11 protein-coding genes are annotated in these 14,051 nt (G+C 40.4%); all 11 read right to left on the reverse strand.

Going from position 1 to position 14,051, the window contains the following annotated elements; translation table 11 throughout:
• Positions 1 to 2,028, reverse strand: a 2,028-nt coding sequence (locus CWC14_RS09940) for a type I restriction endonuclease subunit R (protein WP_138562687.1), incomplete at its 3' end; no start/stop codon positions are given.
• A 15-nt stretch (positions 2,029 to 2,043) separates the two neighbouring features.
• Positions 2,044 to 2,652, reverse strand: a complete 609-nt coding sequence (locus tag CWC14_RS09945; protein ID WP_138562689.1) for a histidine phosphatase family protein — start codon at positions 2,650 to 2,652, stop codon at positions 2,044 to 2,046.
• A gap of 4 nt (positions 2,653 to 2,656) precedes the next feature.
• Positions 2,657 to 4,318 carry a methyltransferase gene (locus tag CWC14_RS09950; RefSeq protein WP_138562691.1) on the reverse strand — a complete coding sequence of 554 codons (1,662 nt, stop codon included), beginning with the start codon at positions 4,316 to 4,318 and terminating at the stop codon, positions 2,657 to 2,659.
• Positions 4,318 to 5,346, reverse strand: coding sequence for a radical SAM protein (locus CWC14_RS19410; protein WP_138562693.1), 1,029 nt, complete (start codon positions 5,344 to 5,346; stop codon positions 4,318 to 4,320). The genes CWC14_RS09950 and CWC14_RS19410 overlap by 1 nt, the downstream gene beginning before the upstream one ends.
• Positions 5,343 to 6,638: a glycosyltransferase gene (locus CWC14_RS19415; protein WP_138562695.1), complete on the reverse strand. Its 1,296-nt coding sequence runs from the start codon at positions 6,636 to 6,638 to the stop codon at positions 5,343 to 5,345. The genes CWC14_RS19410 and CWC14_RS19415 overlap by 4 nt, the downstream gene beginning before the upstream one ends.
• Entirely contained in the window at positions 6,635 to 7,537 is a 903-nt protein-coding gene (locus tag CWC14_RS09965; RefSeq protein ID WP_138562697.1) for an NAD-dependent epimerase/dehydratase family protein, read from the reverse strand. Before CWC14_RS09965 ends, CWC14_RS19415 begins: the two co-directional genes overlap by 4 nt.
• A gap of 252 nt (positions 7,538 to 7,789) precedes the next feature.
• Entirely contained in the window at positions 7,790 to 8,425 is a 636-nt protein-coding gene (locus CWC14_RS09970) for an HNH endonuclease family protein (protein ID WP_138562699.1), read from the reverse strand.
• On the reverse strand, positions 8,409 to 9,788 hold the full coding sequence (locus CWC14_RS09975; protein WP_138562701.1) for an AAA family ATPase: 1,380 nt from the start codon (positions 9,786 to 9,788) through the stop codon (positions 8,409 to 8,411). Before CWC14_RS09975 ends, CWC14_RS09970 begins: the two co-directional genes overlap by 17 nt.
• Entirely contained in the window at positions 9,788 to 11,101 is a 1,314-nt protein-coding gene (locus CWC14_RS09980) for a restriction endonuclease subunit S (protein ID WP_138562703.1), read from the reverse strand. Before CWC14_RS09980 ends, CWC14_RS09975 begins: the two co-directional genes overlap by 1 nt.
• Positions 11,091 to 12,626, reverse strand: coding sequence for a type I restriction-modification system subunit M (locus tag CWC14_RS09985; protein WP_138562705.1), 1,536 nt, complete (start codon positions 12,624 to 12,626; stop codon positions 11,091 to 11,093). Before CWC14_RS09985 ends, CWC14_RS09980 begins: the two co-directional genes overlap by 11 nt.
• Before the next feature lie 102 nt (positions 12,627 to 12,728).
• Positions 12,729 to 13,592, reverse strand: a complete 864-nt coding sequence (locus CWC14_RS09990) for a WYL domain-containing protein (protein ID WP_138562707.1) — start codon at positions 13,590 to 13,592, stop codon at positions 12,729 to 12,731.
• Positions 13,593 to 14,051: the final 459 nt, after the last annotated feature.

Here is a 14,051-nt window from a genome sequence, read left to right on the forward strand (position 1 = left end):
CACTATCATGATGTCAGGGCCATCGTCTCTACCAAAGTCTTCAATAATGGCTTTGGTGTAGGCTTTTTCATCCATCTTATCAACATTGGCTTTCCACCAGTTTTGCACAATGTCTTTGCTTTCTTGATCAACTACATCATGCCCCTCCCGCGTGTCAGGAGCCGACATTGCCACAACTGATGTAACGGTGCCAATTTTATCTAATGCCTCTTTGTAGCGTATTGCAGAGGCTTTAGAGTCACAGGCTAGCTGGCCTTTTAAACCTTGGTGTTTAAAATTTTGAAAATGGTCGGCAATATCATAAGCAATTAACATAATGCGATCGGCTGTTTGATATATTTGACCTTTTTGTGAAAACTTTCTTTTTAAATCTGTTTTCTGTTTGTCGCTCAGCTTACTGGTACTACGATCAAACCATGCATCAATCGCCTTATCGTTAACATTTAGCTCAGGAATACGTTCTTCATACAGCAATGGGGTCACGGTTTTATCTTCAACCGCTTGCTGCATCGTGTAAGAGTGAATGATTTTACCAAACTTGTTTTCGGTCTTATCGTCTTTTAATAGCGGCGTACCTGTAAAGGCGATAAAAGCAGCTTTAGGCAGGGTTTGCTGCATACGGATATTATTTTCACCGTTTTGGCTGCGGTGGCCTTCATCCACTAACACAATTATATTAGGGCTGTCGTTGTAGCAGTCTTTGTGTTTTATGGCAGAGCCAAACTTATTAATGATCGAGAAAATAACCCGTTCGTTACCTTGACCAATTTGCTCGGCCAAACGCTTACCTGTGGTCGCCATCGCATCTTTTTTATCGCGGTCGGTGAGTACACCACCAGAAGCAAACGTACGGCTCAACTGGTCTTCTAAATCAACGCGGTCAGTCACAATAATTACGCGGCACTGCGCTAGCTCTTCAAGCCAAATAAGCGCTTTTGATAAAAACACCATAGTAAATGACTTGCCGCTACCTGTGGTGTGCCAAATCACACCACCTTCACGAGCGCCAGTGTCATCGAAGGTGTTTATGCGCTCAATAAGTGCTTTTATACCAAACACCTGCTGGTATCGAGCAACTATCTTGCCTGCTTTTTTATCAAATAAGGTAAACAGGCGGGTCATATCCAGTAGGCGTTCAGGGCGTAATAAACTTACAATCAGCCTGTCTTGGTCGGTTACTGTCAGCTCACCTGCGGCAATAAGCGACTGGTAATCTGTTTTATCTTTTGCAGGGCGATGATTAAACAGTGCATTTAATTGCGCATCACGCAATGTATGGTTTTTAAGCCTTACAAACTCAGCTTCCGGTATATGTTCTTCTTTCCACTTTGCCCAAAACTTCTCAGGGGTGCCGCACGTTGCATACAAGCCCTCATGCCCGTTTATGGCTAACAATAACTGGCTGTAGGCATATAAATGCGGTATTTCATCCTGTTTTTGGTTACGAATATGCTGAGAGATTGCCTCAGCATTGGTCGATTTACCCTCTTTGTTTGAATCGGGGCGTTTTGCCTCAATCACCACTAATGGCAAACCATTTACAAAACACACAATGTCCGGTCTGCGGTTGCCCGTACCCTCGGCATTTTGTACTACTAATTCTTCGGTACAATGAAAGGCATTGTTATCAATATTATGCCAATCAATCAGCTTAATAGTGGGCGAGGCTTTCTTACCATCAATAAATTCAGTCACACTCACGCCATACATTAGCGCATCATAAATTTTCTCGTTAGCGGCTTTTAGCCCTAGGTTCATGGCAGGGTTCAGCTCATGCATTACCTTATCAATGGCCGCTCCTGAGAGCGTATGCTGCTTACCTGCAAACGAAAATGTCTGTTTGGCTAAAAAGGCACGCATTACAGGTAACAACACCACCTGATGGGTGCTTTTTTTGTTACTTGCTAACGTGTTCACGCGAAGAGCTTCACACTCACTTGGTGGAATAAACGTATAGCCTAAGTTAGTCAGCAACGTGAGCGCAGGAATTTTTGCGCTAAATTCTTCTTGAAACTTAATGGTTGTCATTGTGCCTAATCATCCTTATATTGCATCGCCTACCAAGTTAGGTTTTTGCGAATAACTTACATGTATTTGGTCATCACTTAACGTTATTTCCAAGTAACCCAAAAAGTTAGGCCAATCTTGAAGCGTTAATCGCTTGTCTCCAATACGAGCCGCTAAGGTGGCTAATATGGTGTCGTGAGTAACCCATAAATGCACTCCATCTGCTGAGTTACTTAACAGCTCTTTAATATCACTAAAAATACGTGCTACCGAATCGTTTAAGTCATAAAAACCATCCCATGATTCAGTACCCGAAAGCAAATGTAAATTTACGGCTTCATGACCTTTTTTCAGCCAATGTTGCCAAGCTAAGTCACCATCTTTAATAATAAAACCAGGGTCACCTAATAAGCGGCACTGCTCTATATCATCAAGTTTAAAATGAGTGGCCTGAGCTATTAGTTCGGCTGTTTGAACACATCGGCCAATAGGGCTGGTTTTAATACTCAATACTTGACCGCTTATTAGTGAAGCAAATAATTTACTCTGCTCAATACCTTCATCAGTTAGCATTACATCATTACCCACGGTGTTAGGTAAAATATCGGGCCGAGCAGCATGTCTTACAATGAGTATTCTTTTCATTTATTTATGTCCGTATTAACTTCATTACAGTTACTAAGCCATCTATCTTAATAACCGAATCAATGCAAAGCCCTGCTTTTTTAAATAGCGCTTCAAATTGGCCTTGCGTCCTTTCTTGTCCACCTGTCACTGTAAGTAAATGTAAATCGCAGAGAGAGCCACCAAAACTGTACTCATCAAGTAACATTTCAAACACATAAATCGCACCATTATTTTGTAATGTGTCCGCTGCATTTAAAAGAATTTGCAAAGCATCGGTATCGTTCCAGTCATGAAGCACACGCGCCAATATTATTTTGTCTACTTTAGTGGGCCATGTTTTAAAAAGGTCAAAGGCTATCTTATTACTAAAGTCGCTAGAATCAACAACACCTTCAAGGTCACCCAAAATCACATTTGAAGAGGGGAACTTATCAAGAACAAGCTGTGCTAATAAACCATTGCCTCCCGCAGCATCAAAAACAACATCGCCTCTTTCAATATCTAAATAACAAACAAGTTCTTTATAGTCTTTCAATGCGTAGCTGCGCAGCATATTGTGATGTCTTTCAGTATGTTCTTCTGACAAACTCACTTGTTTAAAAATGTCATCAGTTTTAATGTCTTCTTGCATTAATTGCGTGAGGTTATGCCATCTTTGCATTAACTCACCACGATACTCTATCGCAGCGCTGGCAAGCGATATAGCATGGCTTGTATTTAAAAAAGCCCCTTTGGGTAATACATGCCAAATGTGTTGTTCACATTTTACCAACCCCAACTCACCTAGGGCATTAAGCAGGCGAGTTAACCGTTTTTCTAATGTGTTTGTTTGTATGGCTAATTGAGCTGTGTTGTTAGGTAAGTAGTCAAATACTTTTAAATCAGCGGCGGCCGCAATAGTAAAAGTTCGCCAGTAACCAACCATATCAGCAGATAAAGCTCCAAAGTCATCGTTATTTGCAGCTCTAAGCTCTCTAACCACATCGCCTTGTTCGTTAATTATTTGCAGTGCGCCAGAGTGTGTTTCAACGCGCGAAAACCCATTATAAAACGGCTCTACACTTGCGTAGCGCTGTGCGTAAATAGGTTTGCCACTTTTATCAATGTGATGCCAACCATCATCGCTTTTGGCTCTTGCAAATCCCTTATGAAAAACATCCAAGTCTAAAAACCAGTATGAATGAATAAACCGACCTTGCTTATCAATGTGCGTACTCAGGCCATTTTCAGCCTGAGCAACGGCAATACCTTCTCTAAAATCGCCACAATACAACCACTTATTTTCATAAAGAGGCTGGCCTAATTTATCAATATGAAAGTAAAAACCGTCCTTATTACATACAACAGCAATACTTTGTTGATAATTACCAGCAAAGGCATAACGCTGTGCATAAGCAGCAAAACCATTTGGTAATATATGAAACCAATCATCGTTCTCTACTACAGCAGCTAAGCCACAGTAAAAACCAAAAGTACGATTAAATTTGTGCGGGTAAATTGCTTCGCCTGTTTCGTTTATGTGCCACGCTTGGCTATTTAAACAAACAGGCGCAACCTGATAAGTGTTGTCTATGTCATGAAATGATAAGACTTCATCAAAGCGTGCAGAGTAAGCTGGGGTGCCATCAACAAAAGTGTGATATCTACCATCATCCGAAACAGAGAGTTTAGTTAATATACTCATTACACGCGCCTCATAGTGCACTGCTTACACAAAGGGTGATCTTGATATGTATTCATCAACTCAACATACTGCTCACTCTGTGCTAAGTCTGAGAGTGACGACTCGGCAACCGAGCCAAATTCCCCTAATGATTTACGCTCTTGATCAGGCGCACAACACACATTAAAACGACCCGATGGATCAATCCAAATCTCTTTACCTAAAAATGGGCAGCGGCCATTCGGTGCTATATCGTCTAAATTATCTATGTGTAGCTCAGAAAAGTTATCCAGTTTAAAAGGTCTTATTGCGGTTTTATTATGTAATTCCACACGCTCATGGCAATACTTAACTATTTGATTCCAACGCGCTGCAAATACAATATCGTTACGTAAATTTTCAGTTGCAATTTCATCAAAGTGCGCCCATAACTGGTGACCTTTGATGCGGTCAAACCCTAGTGCAATAGCAAGGTCAACCATTTGAGGAATTTCCTCTAAGTTGCTGCGTAAGAACGTTAACTGCATTGTTATTGAACAATAATGACGCTCGGCCCAGCTGTCTCTAACGGCAATAAAGCGTTTCGCATTTTCAATATGTTCGCTTAATTGAGCTCCAAGCATAATGTTACTGTGAGTGGCGTCGGTTGCCCCATTCCACGAAATTTTTACATCACTACCAATAGGCACAATACGATTAGCCCAGTATTCAACATTGTGGTGTTTATCTGGGCTTGGGAAGGTGCCATTAGTGGTTAAATTTAACGATAACCCCAACTCATGGCATAAATCTAAAAACACATCAAAATGCGGGTATAGTAAAGGTTCTCCCATTGTTGAGGGGATCACTTCTTTAATGCCTATTGCCGCCGCATCGCGGATCACCTGCTCAAGCATCACCCTATCCATATTAGGGCGCAATCGTCCTTGCTGCTTACGCAATTTAGGGCTATCAGAATAAGGCGAATGATCCTCACACATAACACAGTTTAAATTACAGGTATCAGGGTTAGTGTCTAAGGTAATACGCCAAAAATCGGTTTCCCTCACTGCATTAACTCCTTGTAGCAAGCCTCTAAATCAATAATATGCTGGTCTATGCATGGAATTTCTCCATCGTCACTAAATGCGTAGCCCTTTTCTCCAAGTTGTCTTGCATACTGTGGGTCATCAACAAACACCTGCATTTTTTCAGCTAGAGCATCAACATTTCTATGCTCATAGGTCAGGCCGTTTACACCATCTATAACGTACTCACCCATACCGCCATCGTTAGCGGTAATCACAGGTACTCTAGACTGTTGCGCTTCATGTATCACAAGCGGAGAGTTCTCAACCCAAACTGAAGGCGTTACAATCGCATCGGTTTTGCTAAATACATCAACAGCAATGTGCTGGTTTTTATACTCTGGCATCCATTGAATACTGTTTTGTTTTTCTGGTGGTAATGTCGCCGCTATAGCACGCAATGCACGTGAATCTTGACCTCTATCGCGGCCCCAAATACGTAAAATAGCATCGCCTTTTATTTTGCCAAATGCCTCAATTAACTGGTGAATACCCTTAGCCGGAATATGCGTACCAATATAGCCAAAGGTAAAAGGTTCACCTTCATTACGAACACGGCCTAACATACGAGAACGATCAAAACCGTAATCTAAGTAAATGCTTTTATCGGTTGGTAAACCAAAGTCTTTTTCGTAGCGGTTTTTTAAATATTTTGCAGGCGAAATAAACAAGTCAACTTGCTCAACAACCTCTTTTACGTGGCGCATTCTGCGTTCAACCCAGTTTTCCCAATAAGCAATGTCTTGGTCTAACTCTTCTTTATCACCCGAAAAGTAACGGGCATAACATTGTGTGGCACATTTTTTATTTTCTTGCCCATCACATGCAGCCCACAGATTATCGTCAGCAGAGTGCATTTGCATAAACTGCCCACGAGGGCACATTAACCAGTAATCGTGCAACGTATAAACAACAGGAATATTGCGCTTTTTGGCTTCAAACACCAAAGAGGTTGATAAATGATTCAAATGACCAATATGCACAATATCTGGGCAATACTCATCTAATAACTCGGCAAATTTTTGGTCAATAATTGCTAAGCGATACCTATCTCTGTGGCGTGGGTTATTAACAAGATGTAGTGCAATTTCAGGCACGTCAGCATCGTGGCTAATTCTTATGTCGCCATCTGGTCTAAATGCATCTTCTTCACGGGTAAATACACGAACCTCATGCCCTTTTTTAACCAATCCATTACAAATAGTTTGAGAATAAACTTCCGAACCCGCGTTATACAACATAGGGTAGCCATGTATTACTTTTAATATTTTCACGAATGCGCTCCTAATTTTAATTTTTTATTATATGCGTCAACTAACCTTGCAATCCCTTGTTCAGGCAAAACACTCGCGTGCCAACCTAGTAGCGATTTAGCACGAGACGGGTCGCCAATAAAGCGAGCCACATCGTAAGCACGAGACGCTGCCTCAACAATAGTTGAAGAGCTATCTGCGGCCTTAATCGCCATGTGTGCCGCTTGTTTTAAGGTTGTGCCATGCCCTGGTAATAAATGAATAGGTGGTAATTGTTTTTCACCTTCACTCAGCAATGTAATAGCTTTGACTAAACCTGCTACGGTGTCATCTACATGGGTAAAATCAAATAAATGCTCAAAGCCATCAACTCGTAAATCAACGCCTAAAACGGCATTTTTGCTAAATGCAGGTAATACTCTATCTTTATGATCAAGCGTGCAGCCATACACATTCGCTAACCTCACAATGGCGGTATTAATACCTGCACTTCGTGCGCTTAAAGCGGCATCTTCCATGTAAAGCTTAGAGCGGCCATAAATGTTAACGGGTACTAAAGGCATTGTTTCTGTGACGGGTAAAGTTTTTGGCTCGCCATAAACCTCGCGGCTACTGGCAACCAGTACCCAAGGTTTATGTGTACTATTTGCCGCTAATTTAAGAAGTTGTTCACTAGCCAATGCATTAGTTTGCCAGCACTTTTCAGGTTCGTTCTGCGCCCATACAACGCGTGAAACAGCCGCTAAATGTATTACTCCACAGCATTCATTGAGTGCTTGGGTTAACTGCCATGTATTACAAATATCGCCTGTTCCATCAGCAATATCAAAACCAACTACTTCATAACCTAGTTGAGATAATAGGGGGGATAAATGACGGCCAATCAATCCTAAGTGGCCTGTCATTAATATTTTATTCATTAATTCTTAATCCTTTACTGCCTAATTAATATTACTTGCCTGCTCATTGGCTGATTCTAGTGTACGAACTTGATGGTTGTGTAGTGAAGTCACTAGCTCTGTTTTAAAATCTTCACAACATTGAGTTAGCGATTAACATAAGATCGTGGCTCTACTGGGGATCTAATCTCATTGATATTCAAAGAGCGAGCGTGAGAATTTTTGCGCTAGACTCTTCTTCAAAGTCAGGTGTTACATTATTTTCATGCAACATTAATCAATCCATTGTTTAAGTATATTCACCAATACAGGTGAAAATGCTTCTAGTTTTCCATCTTTGGGGGTTGAAATATCAGCTAAAACTGAATCAATTAGCTCATCATCTTCTAGTCCTTCACTAGGGTCTATGCCATTAGCCCAAAGTAATGACTCTGTTATTTGTTTTCGCTGTTCAATAAGGGAGCGGTTGTTTGTTAAAGTATCACCTAAGTTTAATACTCTTATAGTTTCAATAGCTCTGTCGCTGAGGCCAACGACCCGCCCACTTAACTTAAATTGCAGTTCGGTTTCGCAAGCCCCCATAAAAGGAGTCAAAGGCAGTGGCTGTGAACCGTGAGAATCATCGCATTGCCTTGGTGTTGTGCAACTCGCAACTATATTAGTAAAATCTAGACTACGATTAGGTGCAATACGCCTTGCTTCAACATGCTCATTCATTGAGTCTTGATTTGTTCCAGTAATTTGCTTTGAGCAATAAGCACATAAAAAATATTGTTCTTTTGCGCACTCTATTCGAATATCATTTCTTTCAGGTGCTTCTAAATCACTGTATTTAGCAAGTGGTTGCGTTCTTTTAAAATTACTAAGGCTTGGTGGCTCAAAGCCCACTCTTTTAGTTATTTTTCGCAATTTTTAGCTCCTGCTTTTTAAGTAATAATCTAGCTTTAGATAGCTCCAGATTATTAGAGGGAAGAGCTTGTTCTAATTTATTTAATTGCGTGTGTGCTTTTTCAATATTTGAATCATGTATTGAATCGAGTAAATCACTTAACATCTCACTTATATCGGAGTTACGTATATCTGTATCCATAATTTCAAGTAATACAGTATTCGCATCTAAGCCAAACAGCGGCGGTAAAGGTTTAACTTCATCTTTTCCAATAAGGTAAGTCAGTACGTTTTTGCTATCGCTTATCACTAGAGGTGAATGCGTCGTCAAAACAAATTGGCATTTAGGGAAAGTATGAGTTAATTGAGTAATTAAAGTGCGCTGCCACTTAGGATGTAAATGCATATCTACTTCATCAATTAAAACAATACCGTCGCCTTGAAGAGGATTTTCAAGGTCGGGGTTCATAACCGCTAACCTGCGAGCTATGTCTCCAATTAAAGCCATTAATGATTTTTCACCTTGTGAAAGTTGAGCAACATCAAATGACTCATCACCTTTATCGATAGACATATGCAGTCTTGGTTTTCGTCTAACTTTTAAGTTTGAAAAGTCAGGCATAAATTTATAAATTGCTTTACGAACTGCTGTTAACTGTCTGTCTCGGCTAGATGCCTTTAGCTGACTTAGCTTAGCCCAAGTATCGTTATCATCGCCTAAAACACTTCGCAGTTGTTCTAATACTTCATCAGACAGCCCTGATTCATTTTCCGTATCTTCACGGTCTCTAAACCACTCAAAAAAACGCCTAAAATCTACGCCTTGAGTTAACGATTTGTCATATCCGTCAAGTTGGTGAAATGTGTGCTTCCCTCGAATTTTTAAAGGTATATCAACTACAACTCTCTCAACTGAATAAAATGCAACCAGAGGTAAAGAAGATTTATCAAAATTAGTAATTTTTTCTCTGTAAAAATCCGCGAGAGCGGTTACGCCAGCGTAATCACTTTTATGATCGCCTTTACGGCCTTTTTTAGCTTTAGCTATTCGCCAGAAGAAATAATTTTCGTCATATGACTCTAAATCACCTTGTTCAATATCCCCAGCGCAATGGTTAAAAACCTCAAGGTCAATAGCTGCTGATGGGTAACCATTTTTTACGACAAGCTCTGGTAACGGACTTCCTTTACCCGTCTCACTTTGAATTCGGGCAGACAACCAACTTAATGATGTAGCTAACGCTTTTAGAATAGATGTTTTACCAGAGCCATTATTACCAACCAAAACGGTTACGTTTCCGTTGTAACTACCATAAGGTGCTAACGGCACCTCTAACTCATTAAAGCGGCCTACATTATGTAAAGTTAATTTTTTAATTTCCATTAATTTGCCTTTAAATCAGTTTGCTCTACTTTAACTCTACGCTTACCCGTTAACAACTGCTGCATTAACGCTTTTTTCTCTTGTTTTAAATCGGCATGTTGTTGTTCTAATAGTTCGATTTCTTGATCAGCATTAGCTAGTACAGTGGCTATTTTCTGTTGCTCGCATAAGCTAGGAATTCTAATGTGAATCCCTTTAAAATCTTTAAGAATAATTCGAGGAACCCCCGAACCAGAAGTCAGCGCTTTGCCTACAAAGAATTTTACTGAATCTTGTGAAAAATATTGAGCAATAAAATGCGGGGAAATTATGTTTAGCTTTGGTCTCAATAAAGCTATTGAGGATAAAATTACGCCTTGAATTTCCTCTTTCACAACAAAACAGTATTTTAAAATAGAGCCATCTTTCGCTATCAAAATATCATTAATCTCTGGCTTACAGTTTTGCTTTTCCAAGGCTTTAAAATCCCTCTCACTGATATGTCTAGCTGTATTTTCAGCGAAGCCTGTTGGTCTCATATCTTTCACTGAAAACATGGGGTAACCAACTTCAACACTTTGTGGACTATGGTGGGCACCATCAGTAACTTTTGAACAGGCATCGCCCAACTTAACCTCTTCCCACTCTTCCTTAAACGCTCTACCTGAATCATCAAGTAGGCGCTTTTTACCCGTGAGCAGTTGTTGCATTAGGGCTTTTTTCTGCTGTTTGCTGTTGTCGATTAGGCGCTCGGTGGTGCTAATCGCTTTATCCCAAGTGGATAGGATTTTGGCGATTTTACGTTGTTCTGGGAGAGGGGGAACTGGAACAGGAAGCTCTTTACACAATTGAATAGTCAGATTCTGCTGACCAGATGTTTTTTTTGATCTTGATTGTAACCATTGTTGTGCGAGTTCACTGGTCAAAAACTTTAAAAAGTAATATTTATCAATGTGCTCAGGTGAAGTTCTATAAATTACTATTGCTTGATTCATGTTGTACGAATCGTATTGTTTATCAAGCATTGATATTTTGCCCAAAGGAGGGCCTACAATATTCATAAGAATATCGTCGGGATAAGCTATTGAGCGAGCTAAAAAGCCTTCGTGAGCATCACTGGAAACAAAAAGCATTTCGGACGATGAATTTAGGCGGCCATTAAAACTCAAATTATTTACCCTTAAAAAGGGAATATTAGAGTCCTGAACAATCTCACTTTTGGGTGGAGTAGTACCTTTAGTGATTTTTGTTGTAACGCAGTCGGCAGACTTTACCTGCCAATCAGAAGGAAAATTACCTAACCCATTTATATGCTGAAATCCATTAGGCACCATAACCCAACTCCTTCAAGTAGCCTTCCATCTCGAACTCAAGGGTTTGCAGCTCATTTTTTAGCTGTACACGCTCAGTGCGTACTGCCACTAAATCAATTTCAGCTTCTTCTTCAAAGGTATCAACATAACGAGGGATGTTGAGGTTAAAGTCGTTTTCGGCAATTTCATCAAAACTGGCAAGGTATGCGTATTTATCTACACTTTCACGAGCCTTGTAGGTGTCGATGATTTTTTGAATGTTTTCGTCAGTTAACTGGTTTTGGTTTTTGCCTGATTTAAACTCACGGCTGGCATCTATAAACAATACGTTTTTGTCTGTTTTGTGCTTTTTAAATATCAAAATCGCTGCGGGAATGCCTGTACCAAAAAACAGCTTTTCTGGCAGGCCAATAACGGTGTCTAGCAAGTTTTCTTCAATCAGCTGCTTACGTATTTTACCCTCGCTCGATGCACGAAATAACACACCATGTGGCACTACGACTGCCATACGGCCACCTTTCCCTGAAGAATTAGCAGGTTTAAGTGTTTCAATCATGTGGCTGATAAACGCATAATCACCTTTGGTTTTTGGTGGAATGCCCCGTCTAAAGCGCCCATACGGGTCGTTGCTGGCATCATCATGACCCCATTTATCCAAGCTAAACGGCGGGTTCGCTGTTACTACATCAAAGTGCAGTAAGCCGTTGCCGTCTTTATCAAGTAGCAGTGGGTTACGAATGGTGTCGCCCCATTCAATGCGGTGGTTATCTTCACCGTGGAGGAACATATTCATTTTGGCAAGTGCCCATGTAGAGCCAATGGCTTCTTGCCCAAATAAGGCGTATTTTTTTGAACCTGAGTTTTTACGCACCATAGCGCCACATTTTAATAGCAGTGAGCCACTGCCCGTACATGGGTCACATATTTGGTCGCCCTCAACGGGCTCTAAAACGGTGGCTAAAAGGGTTGAGACCTCAGGCGGGGTGTAGTATTCACCAGCGGTCGCGCCACTGCCTGCGGCAAAATGTTTAATAAGGTATTCATAGGCGTTACCGATAATATCTAAACTGCCTACACGCTCTGTGCTTAGGTTTAAAATGTCTTTACCAAAGTCTTCTAGTAAGTGGCGTAGTAAATCGTTCTTTTGTTTTTCTTGGCCTAAGCGGTCGGTGTTAAAGCTGATGTCTTGGAATACATTTTTAAGCTTACTGCCGTTAGCTTCTTCGAGTGAATGTAACGCTTTATCAATACGCTCGCCGTTACCTGCTTCGTAGCGCTTTTCGTATAAATCCCAAAAGCTCGCGCCTTCTGGTAATACAAAGCGCTGCTTAGACATCATGGCGTGGATCAGCTCAGGGTTATCACCATATTGAGCAACCAGTTTGTTGTATTCGTCTTTATAAACATCAGAAATATACTTTAAGAACAGCATGGTCAGAATGAAGTCTTTATAAGTATCGGCACTAATAACACCACGGAAGGTGTCGCAGGCGTTCCACACCGCTTTGTTAATATCGTCCTGATTGATTTGGTTGGTTGTGGTCATATATTTTAAGTCCTTGTTATTAATTTGTTCAATCTGATTTGTATCAGTCAATGCTTTCAAGTGCATGAGCGACAACGGTTTTAAGCCGTATATTGCAATGTGTTATTGACTTGGCGCTATAGAAAAGTCGATTAAATCAACCAAGCTATTTTTATTTTTTAAATGTAATTGGTACTCACCACTAGTTAATGTTGCCTCATTAGTACAATCAACATTCCACTGTCGGAGTAAATACTCTGCTAATGCTGCTCTGACTTTTAGTGTGAGTACACCATCAATCATGCCATAATCCATTTCAATTGCTCTGCTATGAATGAGCTTTGGGTGTGGTACTAATTGCAACTCACATAAGGTATTCCATGCTGTGTCTCTATCAGCTAATTCATTATTTTTTGGTGCATCTGTAATTAATTCGACGCGCTCAAATCGTGTGCAGACAAAGTCTCTAAACTCACCGCTTTTTCGATCGTAAGCGCGCACATGCCAGCGGTGCCCATTATTAACAATGGCATGAGGTACTAGCTCTCGTTGAGTTGTGCCACTGGTTAGCGACTCATACTGGCACTTAATTGCAGAGTGTGTATAGATTGCTCTTACGATAGCCGAAACAACGTTCGGCTTAGGGTGAACTAATCGAATTGCATCAAAACATACCTCAGAGCGTTCTTGTGGCACCGAGAAGCCATCACCAAAGCCTTTTGCTAATGTATTAAGCACAAATTCAGGGTTATGATTAAAAACGGCTCTGAAGCCCTCTGAGCGAATATAGCGCTTATTCTCGTGCATCAGCACCGCATTGCCTGGTGCTAATTCTTTATATAGCGCTAAGTCGCGCGTACACGACGCTAAACCAGTTTTAAATTTTTGGATAAGGTCGGCTCTTGCTATTTGACCAAAAAACTCAAGGCTAAAGTCAATAAAAGCAAGGCGCTCGCGTTGTGAATGGGTCAAATTTTCTAGCTTCATAGTCTAATAAAACCAAGTTTTAATCACGGTACATTAGCCGAAATAGAAAAAAGGAGCAATCAATATGATGAAATCATTTTGATTGCTTTTTTGTGCACCTCTTAAAAAAACGACGGATAGCTTACAGTTAATCAAAATACTCAAATTTGAATTAGACTTATAACCTGGAAGCATATATGAATATCGAGTGTGAGCCAAAAGCCAAGAGAGAAACTTAAGGTCGCATTTGTGACATCAAATTTAATTAGGGCGAATTGGCTATAATTAAAATACTAAATGATACTATCAGTATAGATAAGTATCTTAATGCCAATAAAATCCATCACATTTACACAAAAACTTAAAGACGCTTTAATGCGTGCGGATGAGCTTTGGAATTAAGCCATTGAAGAACCATAATGTAGCCTGTTCGAGGGAAATAAATCGTAAGAAGCTAGATAACCTGAACTCTGGATAATA

The organism is Pseudoalteromonas sp. S3260 (genome assembly GCF_005886925.1).
Taxonomy (GTDB): domain Bacteria; phylum Pseudomonadota; class Gammaproteobacteria; order Enterobacterales; family Alteromonadaceae; genus Pseudoalteromonas; species Pseudoalteromonas tetraodonis.